Source organism: Feifania hominis, from assembly GCF_014384765.1.
GTDB classification, from domain to species: domain Bacteria; phylum Bacillota; class Clostridia; order Oscillospirales; family Feifaniaceae; genus Feifania; species Feifania hominis.
In genome coordinates, this window is sequence record NZ_JACRSP010000003.1 from 320,996 (window position 1) to 337,766 (window position 16,771).

Here is a 16,771-nt window from a genome sequence, read left to right on the forward strand (position 1 = left end):
CGGGGAGGTAAAATGTCCCGGCGCAAGCCGGCGGGAAGGTAAAATGCCCCGGCGCAAGCCGGCGGGGAGGTAAAATGTCCCGGCGCAAGTCGGCGGGGAGGCAAAATGCCCCGGCGCAAGCCGGCGGCGACCAAAGGAGAGAGATACATGGACGAACAGCGTGTGATAGAGCGGCTGCACCGCGTGATGAAAGACAGCCGAATTCGGGACAACACTCTGGTGCTGCCCGACTGCGGGCTTGTGGTGACGGCGTTTGTACAGCGTGCGGACGAGCGCTTCGCACAGGTGGTTTTCACCTTTCACCACGAGAGCTTTGCAACGCCCATCGTCGAGGTGACCGCCGGCGTCGGCGCCGACCGGGCCGGTGCGCTGGATGCCGCGGCGGCAAATGTGGCGCTCGGCGCTCTTCAGAGCGTGGCAAACGCCCTGCGGGGGGTGGACTGTGAGACGGTACAGGGCAGCTTCTACCGCGAGAAGACGCAGTTTCTTCTGGCGAAGAGCCCGGTACAGACCCAGGGGCGCGACCGCGGCGAGCCGGGCGCCGGCATGTGGGACATCATCGGCGACGAGCTTGTCGCGCGTCTCGGAGATGACCCGGTGGTCTTTGTCAAGGCGCTCGCGGCAAGGACCCCGCAGGGAGTCCGCTGCGAGTGCAAAATCGACGCGCTGACAAATCCTGCGCTGACCGATATTCTCGCCGAGTACGCCGCGGATTTCGAGCCCGAGGGGGACTTCTATCTGCAAAAGCAGTACTTTGTCTTTCGCCGCCTCTCCCCCCGCGGCGGGATGGATCGCACCGACATGGAGACAGCCGCGGACGAGGCGCTCACTCTCATGGCGGACTGCGTCAGCCGCGAACAGCGCGACGCCCTGCCGCAGAGCATGCGCCGCCTTGCGGGAACGGATGGGCTCGCCTGTGAGTTTCTGCGCTTTCTGCCCGAGATCGTCTGCCAGTTCTCCTTTCTCTCCACCCGCTTTGACGACCGTGTGATCGTCGAGGAGGCGGGCGTGCGGACCGAGATGTACGCCGACCAGTTTCTCAGCTACCGCGTCCTCTACGACATGGTGCACGACCGACTTCAGAGAGGGGAGCTGACCGGCGAGCAGATGGACCGGATTCTGCTGCTCAGCGAGGGATACCGCACCATCTGCGCCGCCGTGCGGGACGGGCGCGAGCCCGACGAGGCCGAGGTCGGGCCTGTCACGCTGCGCGTACCGCGGGGCTACCGACCCGCCTGAACACCGCAAGAGCCGCTTCGGCGGCTCTTTTTTTGTTGCGGATAGTTTTGCAAAAACCGCGAACAATAGTCGCGAGGTGATACATTTGAACGAGAGAATTTTGAAATCCGACGCTCCCGCACAGCCCGATGCGCCCGATATGCCCGAGAGCGGCAAGCCGGCCGACGACAGCGGCCGCGAAATCGTCAATTTTGGCAGCGTGACGTCGAAAAACCGACGCGGAACCATCCACTGCATCACGATCATCGGCCAGGTAGAGGGCCATTTTATCCTGCCCTCGCAGAACAAGGCGACGAAGTATGAGCACATCATCCCCCAGCTTGTGGCGGTGGAGGAGAGCGAGGAGATCGAGGGACTGCTCGTCATTCTCAACACCGTGGGCGGCGATGTGGAGGCGGGGCTTGCCATCGCCGAGATGATCGCGAGCATGAGAAAGCCCACGGTCTCCCTGGTGCTCGGCGGCGGTCACTCCATCGGCGTGCCGCTTGCGGTGTGCGCCAAGCACTCCTTTATCGTACCCACGGCGACCATGACCATCCACCCGGTGCGCATGAACGGGCTGATCATCGGCGTGCCGCAAACCTTCAGCTACTTTGAGAAGATTCAGGACCGCATCATCGCTTTCATCACCGAGAACTCTCACATTGCGGGCGACCGGCTCAAGCAGCTGATGTTCAAGACCGGCGAGCTCACCACAGACATCGGCTCGGTGCTGCAGGGCGAGGAGGCCCAGCGCGAGGGACTCATCGACTCGCTCGGCGGTCTGTCGAGCGCGCTCGACGAGCTCTACCGCATGATCGGCGAGCAGCGCGCGAAAGAGCAGGCGCAGCCATGAACCGCCCGCAGAGCGCCGATTGGACGGTCTGGGAGCAGCCCTGCTGTCTGATGGACATCGGGGCCGGATTCCTGGCCGGCGGACAGGACGGGGGCTTTGACGCCGCGCTGACGGCGGCGGCCTTTGTCTTTCCGGCTGAAAATTTTCCGTACAATTAAAAATTTAAGGCGTCCTTTGTAATTTCCGATTGCGTTTGACCTGAAAAAATGATACTATTTGATTAGTGCCCGGGATCCGCGGCAGGCGGACAAACCCGGATGGTCGCAGGGGGGAAACATGGACGAGGTCAAAAAAATTGACGAGATTGACGTCAAGATCATCAGACTCTTACAGGCAAACGCAAGAAGTACGGTGTCCGAGATCGCCGAGAAGATCAAAATGTCGGTTCCGGCGGTGAGCGAGCGCATCAAAAAGCTCGAGAATTCCGGCATCATCAGCAAGTACACCTGCGTACTCGACAACGCGAAGCTCGGGCGGGAGCTGACCGCCTTTCTCTTTGTCTCGCTCGACACGCCCGACTGTATGGATCAGCTGCGCGAGGCCATCGCGGGCGAGAAAGATGTGCTCGAATCCCACTACATCACGGGTACATTTGACTACATTCTAAAGGTCGTCACCACCGACACCGATTCGCTCGAGCGGCTGATCTACCGCATCAAGCGCATCCCCGGAGTGCAGAAGTCGAACACCTGTGTGGTGCTCTCGACCGACAAGGATCTGCTCCCCATTCAGCTGTAAGAAAGGCCCGGCAGGCGTATTCCTGCCGGGCTCTTGTTTTGGAAAAATGAGGGCCCTGTGGAAACTCCACAGGGCCCATTTTTGAAGGAGGGGGGATTAGTACATGCCGCCGCCCATCTGGGCAGCTGCCGCCGCAGCGGCGTTGGCTTTCTCCTTATCCTCTTTGATCTCGGCCACGAGAGACTCGGTGGTCAGAACCATGGAGGCGACGGAGGCAGCGTTCTGAAGAGCGGTGCGGGTGACCTTGGTCGGGTCGACAATGCCGACCTCGAGCATGTCGCAGAACTGCTCTTTCTGGGCGTCAAAGCCGTAGGTCTTGCTGGTGTTCTTGCGCAGGGCGTCGAGAATGACCGAGCCCTCAAGACCGGCGTTTGCGGCGATCTGGCGAACCGGCTCCTCGAGCGTGCGCAGCACGATCTTGGCGCCCGTGCGGATGTCGCCGTCAACGGAGTCGATGAACTTCTCGAGAGCATCCATCGCCTTGACATAGGCTGTGCCGCCGCCGGCGACAATGCCCTCTTCCACAGCGGCCTTGGTCGCGGCGAGCGCGTCCTCGATGCGCAGTTTCTTCTCTTTCATCTCGGTCTCGGTGGCAGCGCCGACCTTGACAACGGCTACGCCGCCGGCGAGCTTCGCAAGGCGCTCCTGGAGCTTCTCCTTGTCAAACTCAGAGGAGGTGTTCTCAATGGCGTTGCGGATGGAGCCGATGCGATCCTGAATGGCCTGCGCATCGCCGGCGCCCGAGACGATGATGGTGTTCTCCTTGCCGACCTTGACCTGTTTGGCGCGGCCGAGCATGTCGACAGTGGCGTTCTTGAGCTCATAGCCGAGCTCTTCGCTGATGACCTGGCCGCCGGTCAGGATGGCGATATCCTGCAGCATCTCTTTTCTTCTGTCACCGAAGCCCGGAGCCTTGACGCACACGCAGGTGAACGTGCCGCGCAGACGGTTGACGAGGATGGTCGCAAGGGCCTCGCCCTCGACGTCCTCGGCGATGATGACGAGTTTTTTGCCCGACTGCACGATCTGCTCGAGCAGCGGCAGGATCTCCTGGATGTTCGAGATCTTCTTGTCGGTCAGAAGCAGGTAGGCGTCGTCGATGACGGCCTCCATCTTATCGGTGTCGGTGGCCATGTAGGGCGAGATGTAGCCACGGTCGAACTGCATGCCCTCGACGACCTCAACGGTGGTCTCGGCGGTCTTGCTCTCCTCGACGGTGATGACGCCGTCCTTGGAGACCTTGCCCATGGCCTCGGCGATCAGCTCGCCGACGTGCTCGTCGCCGGAGGAGACGGTCGCGACGCGCGCGATGTCGCCCGAGCCGTTGACGGCCTTGGCGGATTCGACGATGGCGCTGACAACAGTCTCGACCGCCTTGTCGATGCCGCGCTTGATGTCCATCGGGTTCGCGCCGGCGGCAACGTTCTTGTTGCCCTCGCGGACCATGGCCTGCGCGAGCAGGGTGGCGGTGGTGGTGCCGTCGCCGGCGATGTCGTTGGTTTTGACAGCCACTTCTTTGACCAGCTGCGCGCCCATGTTCTCAAAGGGGTCGGACAGCTCGATCTCCTTGGCGATGGTGACGCCGTCGTTGGTGATCAGCGGGCCACCGTAGCTCTTCTCGAGAACGACGTTTCTGCCTTTCGGTCCCATGGTGATTTTTACGGTGTTTGCCAGTTTATCAATACCGGTCTGAAGGGCCTTTCTGGCCTCTTCGCCGTAAGCAACCTGTTTTGCCATTGTTCGTTACCCCTTTCTTACTCCACAATTCCGAGAATGTCGTTTTGTTTGACGATGATGAGCTCCTCGCCGTCGAGCTTGACCTCGGTGCCGGCGTATTTGTTGAAGATGACCTTGTCGCCAACCTTGACTTCCATCTTCACTTCTTTGCCGTCAACGACTCCACCCGGACCGACTGCCAGGACCTCAGCAACCTGCGGCTTCTCCTTTGCGGCGCCCGTGAGGATGATGCCGCTCTTGGTCGTCTCTTCGACCTCTGCCATCTTGACAACGATCTTGTCAAACAGTGGTTTTATTTGCATAAGAAAGACCTCCTTTAAAAATTTCCTGTTCCTGATTTTCATCTGGCACTCGTGAATCTCGAGTGCTTAGCACTCATTTCGCTTGAGTGCTAAAGCTATTGTAATGGATGGCTCCGGAAAAATCAAGGGGAATTGTTCAAATTTACAAATTTGTAACAAATACACGAAGCCGGCGGCAGCAGACGGCGCAGGCGAGGAGCGCTGTGGGCTCAGAGAGCCGCGCAGGCAATAAAAGCCGCGCAGGCGGCGCAGGCGCAAAAAAGGCCACGCAAGCGGCGCAAACGGCAAAAAAGGCCGCGCATGCGGCCCGCTCTTTTATTTCTCGGTGCGCCCGAGCAGATAGTCCACGCTGACACCGTAGTAGTCGGCGAGTTTTACCAGCACATGGGGAGGGATCATTCGCTTGCCGCTCTCGTAGTAGGAGTAGGTGCGCTGCGGCACATTGATCAGCTGTCCCAGCTGCTGCTGTGTCAGATCATGGTCCTCCCGCAGGTCGCGCAGGCGCGGATATTTCATGCTTCATCACCAACGCAAGTATAGGCTAGAACAAATTGGTCTATTGATTTATAGAACATATTGTTCTATTCTGTGCGTAAGAGGTGAAATTATGACAGAGAAGAATCTGGAATGGTATGAAATTGTAGGGAGAAATCTCAGATGGCTTCGCGCGGGGGAGAATTTGAGCATCGCCGAACTCTCGCGGCGCACAGGGGTCTCGAGAGGAATGCTCACGCGGCTCGAGCGCGAGGAGCATGTGGCGCGCTTCTGTGTGAGCCATGTCAAGAAGCTGTGCGACTATTTCGGCGTCATGGCGTGGGAGCTGCTGGAGTCCGATCTGACACGGCGCCGCGGCGATGAGCGGCGGCCGGGGACAGACCCGTCCGGCGGAGAGTGTGGCACGGCGCCTTGATGGAGTGGGGAGCGCTGGCCGTGAAAAGGGCCCGCCGCATTCTGCGGCGAGCCCTCCGGTTGTATGCGGCGAATTCTACCGCCGCTCGCGCGGGGTGAAGTACTGGTAGAGATCACACTTGATCATGCCGTTGTACATCTTGCGCTTTTTGGTGGCGCGACGGCCGAAGTGCTTTTCAAACTCCTCGTCGGAGGTGATGATATAGCAGTTGAAGCCGGGCAGAGCCGAAAAGGCGCGCCCCATCACCCGGGCGAGAGCCTGCGCCTCGCTGCGCTCGAGCATGCGCTCGCCGTAGGGGGGATTGCAGGCGATGACGCCGCGCTCCGCCGCCGGGCGGAAGTGCTTCACATCGCAGACCGTCGCCTCAACGTGGTGTGAGACGCCGGCGAGGGCGGCGTTTTTCTTCGTCAGCTCGGCCATGGCGGGGTCAATGTCCGACGCGTGGACGACAAAGTCCGCACGGCGGATGGCCGAGAGAGCCTCCTCGCGTGCGGCGCGCATGAGAGCCCGGTCGAAGCAGGGCCACTGCTCGACGAGAAAGGAGCGCCGAAGCCCCGGCGCAATGTTTGCGCCGAGCAGCGCCGCCTCGATGGCGATGGTGCCGCTGCCGCACATCGGGTCGTAGAAGTTGACGTCGGGAAAGAAGCGCGCCGTTTTGACGATGGCCGAGGCCAGCGTCTCGCGAAGGGGAGCCATGTTGGCGTTCTCGCGGTAGCCGCGCTTGTGGAGCCCCTCGCCCGAGGTGTCGAGCAGCAGCGAGACGCGGTCGTGAAAGAGAAAGAACTCGATGGGAAACTTTGGCCCGGTCTCGGCGAACCACTCGACGCGGTGGGTCTGGCGCAGCTTGTCGACCACCGCCTTTTTGACGATGGACTGGCAGTCGGGCACACTGAAGAGCCGGCTTTTGAGCGCGTGGCCGGTCACGGGGAAGGCGCCGTCTTTCGGAATGAAGCGCGCCCAGTCGGCGGCCTTGGTGCCCTCGAAGAGCTCGTCGAATGTGAGCGCCTGAAAGTTTGCCACCTCGATGAGCACCCGCTCGCCCTCGCGCAGGTTGAGGTTGGCGCGGGCCACGGCTGAAAAATCGCCGAAGAAGCTCACGCGGCCGTCTGTGACGGCGTCGGTCTCGTAGCCGAGGCGGCGGATGTCCCGCGCGACAAAGCTCTCGAGGCCGAACAGGCAGGGTACGACAATTTTAAACGGTTCCACAACATTCTCCTCTCGCAGTGGCGGACAGAAAAAAACAGATGAGAGCGCCGCTCTCATCTGTCTTCAGAGGATCTGGCTTATTTCGCGACGACGTCTTTGAGAGCCTTGCCGGCCTTGAAGACGGGCAGCTTGGAAGCGGGGATGACAATCTCCTGCTTGGTCTGGGGATTGCGGCCCTTTCTCTCGCCTCTCTCGCGAACTTCAAACGTGCCGAAACCGACAAGCTGAACCTTGTCGCCGGCCTTGAGAGCCTCGGTGACAGCGTCGACAAACGCCGCAACGGCCTTCTCGGAATCCTTCTTGGAAAGCGCGGTCTTCTCTGCAACAGCAGCGATGAGTTCTGTCTTATTCATTTGATACTTCCTCCCTAAAATATGTTGAAGAATATCATGCGGCGGCAAAGCCTCACGACCATTCATTCTTCCTGTTTTTTTGCGTCGTTCCAGAGCTTGTCCATCTCGTCGAGAGACAGCTGCTCAAGCTGTTTGCCGGCGGCTGCGGCGGCCCGCTCCATCGCGGCGAAGCGGCGGATGAACTTCTCGCTTGTGCGCGAGAGCGACTCCTCGCTGTCGACCTTGAGAAAGCGCGAGACGTTGACCACCGAGAAGAGCAGATCTCCGAGCTCTTCGTCGATGTGCGCCGCGTCGCCCTCGCGGATGGCGGCGGCGAGCTCGGCGCGCTCCTCGTCGAGTTTTTCGAGGGCGCCCTCCGCCGAGGGCCAGTCAAAGCCGACCTTGGCGGCCTTGGCCTGGAGTTTCTCGGCGCGCATGAGAGCCGGGAAGTACTTCGGCACGCTCTCGAGAACTTCGGTCTGGCTGCGCTGATGCTTCTCGACTTTTTTGATCTGATCCCAGTTTTTGAGCACCGCGTCGGAGTCGTCGGCCACGACGCTGCCAAAGACATGCGGATGGCGCAGCACGAGCTTTTTGGCGACGCCGTCGATCACATCGTCGACGGTGAAGACGCCGCGCTCACGCTCCATCTGGGCGTGAAGCGCGACCTGGAGCAGAATGTCGCCGAGTTCTTCGCACAGCAGCGTGGCATCTGCCCGGTCGATGGCCTCGACCACCTCGTAGGTCTCCTCAATGAAGTTTTTGCGGATGGACTCGTGGGTCTGTTCCCGGTCCCACGGGCAGCCGCCGGGACTTCTGAGAATCTCGACGATCTCGAGAAAATCCGCCCAGGTGTAGGGCGTTTTCTGGTTGGCCAGACGTGAAATATTCGTATCCATTCTAACGTATCCACCCCCGTTTTGCAAGCATTTTTTCGATTTTGTCACCCTTTGGCAAAAGCCGGATATCCTCGCCGCGCAGCGCCTTTGTGACAATCAGAAGCACAAAGTAGAACACGACGGCAAAGCCCACTGCGGCGACGGTGGCAAGATGCGGCGAAATGTGCCGCGAGAGAAAGCTGCACAGCACCGCCGCGCCCCCGCAGGAGACCAGCGACGCGAGCAGGGGCTTGACCGTCGCGTCGAACAGATGGCTCATGGGGCCGATGGCCCGTACGAGCACAATGACGTTCAAGAGCGTGATGACGCCGTAGCAGAGATTGGTGCCGATGGGCGCGCCGTTGATGTTGATGGCGGGGTTGCCGACCAGCACGAGATTGGACACCAGCTTGACGGCGCCGCCGGCGAGCATGGTGAATACCGGCACCCGCTCGCGGCCGATGGCCTGGAGCATGGCGTTTGTGATGGACACCAGACACACGAAGAGAACCGCCGGGCCGAGCGCCGTCAGAAGCGGCGCCGCGATCTCAACCTCGGCAGGTCTGGCCGAGAACAGCAGATTCAAAATGGGCTTTGACAGCAGCGCGAGCCCGAAGCCCGAGGGCAGCGCGAGCAGGATCGCCACGCGCAGCGCCGAGTCGACGATGCCCTTGGCCTCGCCGATGCGGCCGATGGAGTACTTCTCCGAGATCACCGGGATGACGCTGGTGCCGATGGGAATGATCAGCGCCGTCGGCAGATTGAACATGGTGCGCGCAAGGCTCGAATAGCTGCCGTAGAGCATCTCGGCGTCGGCCTGGGTGATGCCGGCGGCGAGCAGCCGGTCCATCAGAAGCCCCATGTCGAGCAGATTGGTCACCGACAGCACGGAGGAGCCGATGGCGATGGGGATGGTGATGGCGAGCAGCCGCCGGAAGAGAACGCCGCGCCCCTCAACCCGGTCGTCGGGCGGCGCCTCGTGGACGAGCTGAGGCTTGAAAAAGGCCTTTTTGACGATGAGGTAGAGCGCGCCGAACATGGTGCCGAGCGTGACGCCGAAGATGGCACCCGCCGCCGCATAGGGCAGGCGTACCTCCTGCGGGAGATCGAGACTGAGAATGTACCACGCGATCACAAAGCCGCCGAGCAGCTTGACCACGGCCACGATCACCTGCGACACGGCGGTGGGCACCATGTCCTTGTTGCCCTGGAAGAAGCCGCGGTAGGCGCTCATGGTGATCTCAAAGAGAATCGCCGGGGCAATGGCCATGATGGCGTAGACCGAGCTCGGGTTGCTGAAAGCGCGCGCGAGGCTGCCCGCGCCGATGAACAGAAAGGCCGAGCCCAGAAGCCCCAGCACCAGAAACGAGCCGAACGCGATGGAGAGAATGCGCCGGGCGTTTTTGTAGCGGCCCTGGGCGTTGCTCTCGGAGACCATGCGCGAAATTGCGACGGGCAGTCCCGCGGTGGTGATGATGTACATCCACACATAGATGTCGTAGGCGGTGGTGAAGTAGGCCATGCCCTGGCCGCCGATGAGGTTGGTCAGCGGAATTTTGAACAGCGCGCCGACCACCTTGACCACGATGCCGGCGATGAGCAGCACAATGGCGCCCTGCATGTAGTTCTGTTTGGAAGAAGATTGTGACATAGTCGCTCCCTTACTGTCGATGGTTAATCCTGAAAGAGCATTTCGGCATAGGTCGGAATGGGCCAGCGGTCTGCCGGCACGGCGCACTCGAGCTCGTCGCACACGGCGCGCAGCTGCTCCATGGCGGGCAGCAGCGTGTCGTGCGCGCAGACGGCCCGGGCTTTGACGCCGCCGCTGCGGGACGCCTCGCCGAGCGCTGCGCGCAGCGCCGCGAGACCGTCGTAGACGCCGTCGAGCAGCGTGCGCATGGTGCGAAGCTGCGCCCCCTGGGCGCTCTGCTGCGCGCCGAGACTGTCGGTCCACGCGGCGAGCTCGGCCGCGGCGGCGTTTCCGGCGGGCAGAATCTGGCGCTCGACCATGTCGGCGAGGGTGCGCCCCTCGAGCAGAAGTTGCCCGGTGTAGCTCTCGAGCAGAATCTCGTAGCGCGACGCGAGCTCCTCGGCGGTGAAGACGCCGTACTTCTCATAGAGGTCGACGGTCTGCTTCTGCCGGAGGATTTCCACTGCGTCGACCGCCGACGGGATGATGGGCAGCCCGCGCTCGCGCGCCTGCTCGAGCCAGCCGGGCGAATAGCCGTTGCCCGAGAAGAGAACCCGGTCGTGGCGCTTGAGAATGTCCTTTAAAATCTCGCGCACTTCGCTCTGGAAATCGCCCGCCATCTCAAGGCGGGTCGCGATGTCGTCGAGCGACTCGGCGATGATGGTGTTCAAAACCGTGTTGGTCTCGGCGAGCGGCTGCGAGGAGCCGGGCATGCGAAACTCGAACTTGTTGCCGGTGAACGCAAAGGGAGAGGTGCGGTTGCGGTCGGTGGCGTCCGAGACGATGGTGGGCAGCGTCGGCACATTGAGCTCGAGCGTGCGTCCGTGGCTGCAGGGGGTCTCGCGGTCCGACTTGATGTGGGAGAGAATCTCCTCAAGGTCCTGCCCCATGAAGATGGAGATCACGGGCGGCGGGGCCTCAAAGCCGCCGAGGCGGCGGTCGTTCGAGGCGTTTGCCGTCGACAGCCGCAGAAGCCCCGCGTGCTTGTCGACCGCGCGGATGACCGCGCACAGAAACACGAGAAAGCGCCAGTTCTCCGCCGGGTTTTTGCCGGGATCGAAGAGGTTCTCCCCGCCGTCTGTGACAAGCGAGAAGTTGTTGTGCTTGCCCGAGCCGTTGATGTACTCAAAGGGCTTCTCGTGCAGCAGACACACAAGGTCGTAGTGGGCGGCGACCTTTTTGAGAGTCTCCATGATGAGCTGGTTCTGGTCGGCGGCGATGTTCGCGGTGGCGTAAATCGGGGCGAGCTCATGCTGGGCGGGGGCCGCCTCGTTGTGTTTGATCTTGGCGTAGACCCCCATGCGCCAGAGCTCGCGGTCGACCTCGGCCATGAAAGAGGCCACCGTCTCGCTGAGCGCACCGTAGTAGTGGTGGTCGGTCTCCTGCTCCTTGGGGGGCTTCGCGCCGAGCAGCGTGCGCCCGGTCAGGCGCAGATCCTCGCGCCGGCGGTAGGAGTCGCGGTCGATGAGAAAGTACTCCTGCTCCGCGCCGACCATGGTGGTCACGCGCGTGGTCTCGCTGTCGCCGAACAGGCGCAGCACCCGCACAGCCTGTTTCGAGAGGGCCTCCATCGAGCGCAGAAGAGGGGTCTTCTGGTCGAGCGCGTGGCCGCCGTAGGAGCAGAACGCCGTCGGGATGCACAGGGTGACGCCCGCGGCGTCCTCCTTGAGAAAGGCGGGGGAGGTGCAGTCCCACGCGGTGTAGCCGCGCGCCTCGAATGTGGCGCGCAGCCCGCCGGACGGGAAGCTCGACGCGTCGCTCTCGCCGCGCACGAGCATCTTGCCCGAGAACTGCATGGTGGCCCGCCCGCCCGGCACCGGCGCGATGAAGCTCTCGTGCTTCTCGGCGGTGATGCCCGACAGGGGCTGAAACCAGTGGGTGAAGTGGGTAGCCCCTTTCTGAATGGCCCAGTTTTTCATCGACTCGGCCACGGCCTCGGCAAGCTCGGGGTCGAGACTTGCCCCCTGGTCGATGGTGCGCCGCAGCGCCGCGTAGACGTCGGGGGGCAGCGTCTGCTTCATGACCGCGTCGCTGTAGACGTTCTCAGCAAAGAGCTCGGAGATCTTCAGCGACGTGCGTGCGTTTTTGTCTGTCATATGTTCTCTCCTCCGGGGGAAATCACGCTTCACACAGCATTTTGACAATCTGGTTGTAGGTCTTGACCGAGGTTTTCAAAAACCGGTCAAAGGAGTCGTCGGCGGCCTCGTCGGCGCTGTCGGAGATCATGCGGATGACCGAGAACGGCACGCCGTGCATCACGCAGACCTGGGCGATGGCGCCGCCCTCCATCTCGCAGCAGGCGGCGCCGGTCGCCGCGCGGATGGCGTTTTTGCGCTCGGTGCTCTCGATGAACTGGTCGCCTGTCGCGACGGTGCACAGGCGGCAGGGCTCGCCGAGCCGGGCGCAGGCCTCGGTGATGCGGCGGTTCAAATCCCGGTCGGCGTGAAAGCGGCCGCCCTCGGGGTAGTAGTTGTCGAGAATGTCGCCGGGGCAGATGTCGTGGTAGGTGACGGTGTCGGCCACGGTGATGTCGCCAAGGCGCAGCGCGTCGTCGAGCGCGCCGCCGAGCCCGATGTTCAGCACAAAGTCGGGCTGGAACGCGCCGATGAGGCTCATGCAGGTGACCGCGGCGTTGACCTTGCCCACGCCGCTGACCGTGGCGACCACGCGGGAGCCGCCGATGCGGCCTATGTAGTAGGTGTGGCCGAGCAGCTCACGGGTCTCGGCGCCGTCCATCAGCTCGAGCAGAGACGAGAGTTCGCCGTCGAGCGCGGCGATGATGCCGTATGTCTTCATGTGGTATCCTTTCCGGCGGGGCCAATGAAAAGGGCGGCCGCAGAGGGCCGCCCCTGCGGGCCGCCGCCCGCGATCAGTCGAGTTTTTTGCCGCAGGCGGGACAGAACTCATTCTCAGCGTCTGTGCGCTTGCCGCAGGCGGCGCAGGTCTTAAGCCCCCGGCGATCGTCCTGCTGGGCCTTGAGTTCCACCAGTCTGTCGGTCTTGCCGTCGATTTTGCCGATGAGCTCCGCCGGGTCAAAGATGCTGTCGGAGGTCTTGGCGGCAAAGTAGACCGCGCGCCCGAGCTCGCGGTAGAGGTCGTTGATGTCGGACTCAACGGCGGAAATCTCCATGTTGAGCTTCGCGGACTCGGTGAGCTCGCCCACTTTCTGGGTGGCTGTTTCGGTCGCCTTTTTCACCTTGTTCATGATATCTCCCGAAAGTCCCATCTGAAACGCTCCTTTCAAAACTGGTCGGTTGAATCCGGCCGATTCCCAGCCGCCGGGGCGGGAGAAACGGCTCTTTAACTACAATAGTATAGCATGGACGGGCAAAAAGGAAAAGACGAATTTGTGAACTTTTCTGCGCTCACTGTTCGTGGTAGTCGCTGTCGCCGATGAACTCGCGCAGCAGCGACGTGCTCGGCACGAGCGCCGCCTCGAGCGGCTCGAAGCGCCCGAGCGCCCGGTGGAGCTCTGCGATCTTCGCGGGGCAGTCGGGAGCGTTCAGCTCCCCGGCGAGAAGCGGGCGAAGTTCGCCTGCCATCAGCGCGGGCTCGTAGCGGAAGACCGTGTTGAACCGGATGTCGGCCTCGGGGATGTAGGGGGTGATGAACTCCCGCTCGCCGGCGAGCACCCCGTCCCACATCTCGAGCGTGCGCCGCAGGCTGCTGCCGCGGAACTTGTAGTCGCGGATCAGCCGGCGCATCAGGCGGATGTCGGTGCGGCCGAGCACCTTTTGCTCCCCCTCGCGGAAGTCGGAATCCACGCAGATGTAGGCCCGCGAGCAGTTCTGCCCGGGCAGCTTCCCGGTGACGATGGGATTGAGCGCGTGGATGCCCTCGACGATGAAGATGTCGCCCCGGCGGTAGCGCAGCGGGTGGCGGTGGGTCGTGCGCCGGCCGGAGGTGAAGTCGAACCGGGGCACGGGCGTCTCGCGGCCGCTGAGAAGCGAGCGGAAAAAGTCCTCGAAGCAGTCGAGGTCGACCGCGTAGACGGTCTCAAAGTCCTGCGTGCCGTCGGGCTTGCGCGGGGCGTTTTGCGGCTCGTAGAAGAAATTGTCCATCGAGATGACGTGGGCCTCGCAGCCCGAGCTGTCGAGCAGGCGCTCGGTCTTGAGCGCGGTCGTGGTCTTGCCCGAGCCCGAGGGCCCCGAGAGCATGATGACCGGCCGGTCGTCGCGCACGAGGCGCAGCGCCTCGGCGAGGTCCTCGACAATCGAGTCGTAGCCCCGCTCGGTCTGCGCGACGAGGGCGGCGGGGTTCAGCCGCGCCTCGCGGTTGAGCTCGCCGATGTCGATGTGGGAGCTGTCAGCGGTGAATTTGCGGTCCATCTCAAACCTCCTTTACCGGGAAAAGGCCGAGACGATCTTTTCCTTCTCCTGTAGAATCTGCGAAAAGCGGTCTCTATATTCATATGGATACTTGGGGTTAAAAATACGCTCGATGCGCTCGCCGCCGTCGAAGACAAACTTGGTCACGCCGCCCGCCCCGCAGGAGAGAATGGTCTGAAATTCCCCCATGATGTAGATGTTGTAGAGGCTCGCCCTGCCGTCGCGGCAGAAGCCGATGTTCTCGTTGTTTCCGATGGTGTTCTTCTGGCGGTAGAGGTAGTAGGGGTGGTAGCCCGCCCGGGCGAGAGCCTGCTGGCTGTAGGCGAGCATGGCCGAGACCTTCTCGTTTTCCCCCCTGAAGATGTCGGTGCCCATGGCGCGCAGATTCGCCGCGCGCTTGAGCGAGAGGGTGTGGACGGTGACATTCTCCGGCGCGAGGGCGAGCACCCGGTCGACGCTGCGGCAGAAGCTCTCGGCGCTCTCGCCCGGCAGCCCTGCGATCATGTCCATGTTGACCGCGTCGAAGCCGACGGCGCACGCCTCGCGATAGGCGCGCTCGATGTCGGCGGCGGTGTGGGTGCGCCCGATGGCGGCGAGGGTGCCGTCGTCCATGGTCTGGGGGTTGATGCTCACGCGGTTCGCGCCGCGCGCGCGGATGACCGCGAGCTTTTCGGGGGTGATGGTGTCGGGCCGGCCGGCCTCGACGGTGTACTCGGCGAGACTCCCGGCCGGAAAACAGTCGCCGACGCGGGCCATCAGCGTGTCGAGCTGGTCTGCGTCGAGCACGGTCGGCGTGCCGCCGCCGATGTAGACGGTGTTCACCGTGAGCCCCGCGCGGCGCGCGGCGTCCGCGGTGGCGGCGATCTCCTGCCCGAGCAGTTCGAGATAGCCCGGCAGCAGGCGGCGCGCCTTTTCAATGGAGTGGGACACAAACGAGCAGTAGCTGCACCGCGAGGGACAGAAAGGGATGCCGATGTAGAGGCTCGCCGAGTGCGCGGGCAGCACCCGCAGCGCCTCGCGCTCCTCCTCGAGCGCGGCGAGGCACAGCGCGGTTTTGCCGGGCTCTGTGAGATACTCGCGCGCAAGATAGTCCGCCGCCCCGTCCGGCGTGAGACCGCCGCGCAGCAGAGCCGCGACCTTTTTCGCCGGGCGGATGCCGATGAGCGTGCCCCAGGGGGGCTTGAGGCCCGTCAGCCGCTGTCCCGCGCGGTAGAAGCTGCGCGCGACGGCCCGGGCGAGAGCGCCGTCGTCCGGCGCGAGCCGCTCGACGGTCTCGTCGGCGGCGGTGCGCCCGTCCGCCGTGATGGAGGAGTGGATGGCCGCGCGCTCCCCGTCGAGCGTGACGCGGCTCACGGCCGAGCGGCCGTCGGCGTCGTCGCGAAAGGAGCACCCGGGCAGAAACAGCAGCGACAGGCACTCGATCAGATAGCGTTCCTCATGGCCGACAATGGTGATCTTCATGGCTCAGCGAAACAGAGGATTGTGCGCTTTCTCGTAGTCGAGAGTGGAGCGCTCCTCGTGGCCGGGCATGATGTGACGCTCCCCCTCGATGGCGCCGAGCACGTCGCGGATGGAGCGGTGGAGCTCTTCGTAGTTGCCGCCGGGCAGATCGGTGCGGCCCACGTCGTCGTGAAAGAGCGTATCGCCGGTGAACAGATAGTCCTCGGCCTCGATGCAGATGCCGCCCTTTGAGTGGCCGGGGGTGTGATAGACGCGAAGCGGCAGCGCGCCGAGCGTGAGCGTCTCGCCGCCGTGGAGCACGATGTCCGGCGGGCAGGGGGGGATCTCACGCCCGCCCGGCACGAGGCTCTGCGCCGAGTCGGTCAGGCATGCGGCGTCGCCCTCGTGGATGGCGACAAGCCCGCCGTGGGTCTGCTTGAGCTTTGCGACCTCGCCGATGTGGTCGAAGTGGCCGTGGGTCGCAATGATGTACTTGACTTTGTAGTCGCCCTCATCGAGAGCGCGGTAGAGCGAGGCGTTGCGAAAGCCGGGGTCGATGACCGCGGTCTCGCGGGTGGCCTCGTCGGTGACGAGGTAGGTGTTGTTCTGCATGAAGCCGGAGGTGATGGTGGTGACTTCCAAGGCGAATCTCCTTTCTATCGGTCGGGCGAGTCGATCACCAGGGTGATGGGCCCGTCGTTTTGCAGGGCGACTTTCATCTCGGCGCGGAATTTTCCGCCGCACACCCGCCGCACGCCGTTTTGGCGCAGGCGCTCGATGAAGTACTCATAGAGAGGCTCGGCCTGCTCGGGGCGGGCGGCGTCGGTGAAGCCCGGGCGGTTGCCGTGGCGCGCGTCGCCGTAGAGGGTGAAGTTCGGCACGACCAGTATCTCGCCGCCGATGTCGCGCACCGAGCGGTTGAGCTTGCCCGCGTCGTCCTCGAAGACGCGAAGAGACGCGAGTTTGTCGGCGAGCCAGTCGGCCTCGCGTTCGGTGTCGCCCACGCGGATGCCGAGCAGTACGAGGTAGCCCGCGCCGATCTCGCTGATGCGCTCGCCGCCGACGGTGACCGACGCATAATCTACACGCTGTATAACAAGTCTCATAAATACCTCTCCGTTGTTTCTGTTGCGCCG

General features: G+C 63.0%; 19 protein-coding genes. 5 read left to right on the plus strand and 14 right to left on the minus strand.

All coding sequences use genetic code 11. From position 1 onward, the window contains the following. The first annotated feature begins 147 nt into the window (after nt 1–147). The 4 genes from H8695_RS08610 to H8695_RS08625 all read left to right on the plus strand — a co-directional run bounded on the left by H8695_RS08610 (nt 148) and on the right by H8695_RS08625 (nt 2,812). Nucleotides 148–1,239, plus strand: a complete 1,092-nt coding sequence (locus H8695_RS08610; protein ID WP_249300607.1) for a DUF6348 family protein — start codon at nt 148–150, stop codon at nt 1,237–1,239. 139 nt (nt 1,240–1,378) lie between these two features. Beyond that, on the plus strand, nt 1,379–2,074 hold the full coding sequence (locus tag H8695_RS08615) for a ClpP family protease (protein WP_283243677.1): 696 nt from the start codon (nt 1,379–1,381) through the stop codon (nt 2,072–2,074). After that, nucleotides 2,071–2,232: a hypothetical protein gene (locus H8695_RS08620; protein ID WP_249300610.1), complete on the plus strand. Its 162-nt coding sequence runs from the start codon at nt 2,071–2,073 to the stop codon at nt 2,230–2,232. Before H8695_RS08615 ends, H8695_RS08620 begins: the two co-directional genes overlap by 4 nt. A 118-nt stretch (nt 2,233–2,350) precedes the next feature. Then, nucleotides 2,351–2,812, plus strand: coding sequence for an Lrp/AsnC family transcriptional regulator (locus tag H8695_RS08625; protein WP_249300612.1), 462 nt, complete (start codon nt 2,351–2,353; stop codon nt 2,810–2,812). A gap of 96 nt (nt 2,813–2,908) precedes the next feature. Here H8695_RS08625 and groL read toward each other — a convergent pair whose 3' ends face one another. The 3 genes from groL to H8695_RS08640 form a co-directional block, all read right to left on the minus strand. Next, nucleotides 2,909–4,549, minus strand: coding sequence for a chaperonin GroEL (gene groL / locus H8695_RS08630; protein ID WP_249300616.1), 1,641 nt, complete (start codon nt 4,547–4,549; stop codon nt 2,909–2,911). Between the two features lie 17 nt (nt 4,550–4,566). Next, entirely contained in the window at nt 4,567–4,851 is a 285-nt protein-coding gene (locus H8695_RS08635) for a co-chaperone GroES (protein WP_249300618.1), read from the minus strand. Between the two features lie 315 nt (nt 4,852–5,166). After that, complete coding sequence (locus tag H8695_RS08640; RefSeq protein WP_249300620.1) at nt 5,167–5,367, minus strand: helix-turn-helix domain-containing protein; 201 nt, start codon at nt 5,365–5,367, stop codon at nt 5,167–5,169. A gap of 91 nt (nt 5,368–5,458) precedes the next feature. Here H8695_RS08640 and H8695_RS08645 point away from each other — a divergent pair, with 91 nt between their 5' ends. After that, nucleotides 5,459–5,761 carry a helix-turn-helix domain-containing protein gene (locus tag H8695_RS08645; RefSeq protein WP_249300622.1) on the plus strand — a complete coding sequence of 101 codons (303 nt, stop codon included), beginning with the start codon at nt 5,459–5,461 and terminating at the stop codon, nt 5,759–5,761. Between the two features lie 75 nt (nt 5,762–5,836). Here the strand turns inward: H8695_RS08645 and H8695_RS08650 are convergent, their stop codons facing one another. From H8695_RS08650 to dtd, 11 genes are all read right to left on the minus strand, one after another. Continuing rightward, nucleotides 5,837–6,967, minus strand: coding sequence for a THUMP domain-containing protein (locus tag H8695_RS08650; RefSeq protein WP_249300624.1), 1,131 nt, complete (start codon nt 6,965–6,967; stop codon nt 5,837–5,839). A gap of 77 nt (nt 6,968–7,044) precedes the next feature. Next, a complete protein-coding gene (locus tag H8695_RS08655; protein WP_249300626.1) occupies nt 7,045–7,320 on the minus strand; it encodes an HU family DNA-binding protein in 276 nt (91 codons plus the stop codon). A 62-nt stretch (nt 7,321–7,382) separates the two neighbouring features. Beyond that, nucleotides 7,383–8,198, minus strand: coding sequence for a nucleoside triphosphate pyrophosphohydrolase (gene mazG, locus H8695_RS08660; protein WP_249300628.1), 816 nt, complete (start codon nt 8,196–8,198; stop codon nt 7,383–7,385). Nucleotide 8,199: 1 nt separating this feature from the next. Beyond that, entirely contained in the window at nt 8,200–9,828 is a 1,629-nt protein-coding gene (locus H8695_RS08665; RefSeq protein ID WP_249300630.1) for a putative polysaccharide biosynthesis protein, read from the minus strand. Nucleotides 9,829–9,851: 23 nt separating this feature from the next. After that, complete coding sequence (locus tag H8695_RS08670; protein ID WP_249300632.1) at nt 9,852–11,963, minus strand: glutamine synthetase III family protein; 2,112 nt, start codon at nt 11,961–11,963, stop codon at nt 9,852–9,854. Between the two features lie 22 nt (nt 11,964–11,985). Then, complete coding sequence (locus H8695_RS08675; protein ID WP_249300635.1) at nt 11,986–12,663, minus strand: 5'-methylthioadenosine/adenosylhomocysteine nucleosidase; 678 nt, start codon at nt 12,661–12,663, stop codon at nt 11,986–11,988. A gap of 73 nt (nt 12,664–12,736) precedes the next feature. Further along, nucleotides 12,737–13,072: a zinc ribbon domain-containing protein gene (locus H8695_RS08680; RefSeq protein WP_249300637.1), complete on the minus strand. Its 336-nt coding sequence runs from the start codon at nt 13,070–13,072 to the stop codon at nt 12,737–12,739. A gap of 160 nt (nt 13,073–13,232) precedes the next feature. Further along, nucleotides 13,233–14,195, minus strand: a complete 963-nt coding sequence (locus H8695_RS08685; RefSeq protein ID WP_249300639.1) for a uridine kinase family protein — start codon at nt 14,193–14,195, stop codon at nt 13,233–13,235. A gap of 12 nt (nt 14,196–14,207) precedes the next feature. Continuing rightward, nucleotides 14,208–15,656, minus strand: coding sequence for a coproporphyrinogen dehydrogenase HemZ (gene hemZ, locus H8695_RS08690; protein ID WP_249300641.1), 1,449 nt, complete (start codon nt 15,654–15,656; stop codon nt 14,208–14,210). 3 nt (nt 15,657–15,659) lie between these two features. Beyond that, entirely contained in the window at nt 15,660–16,277 is a 618-nt protein-coding gene (locus H8695_RS08695; protein WP_249300643.1) for an MBL fold metallo-hydrolase, read from the minus strand. Nucleotides 16,278–16,291: 14 nt separating this feature from the next. Then, entirely contained in the window at nt 16,292–16,741 is a 450-nt protein-coding gene (gene dtd, locus H8695_RS08700) for a D-aminoacyl-tRNA deacylase (protein WP_249300645.1), read from the minus strand. Nucleotides 16,742–16,771 lie beyond the last annotated feature (30 nt).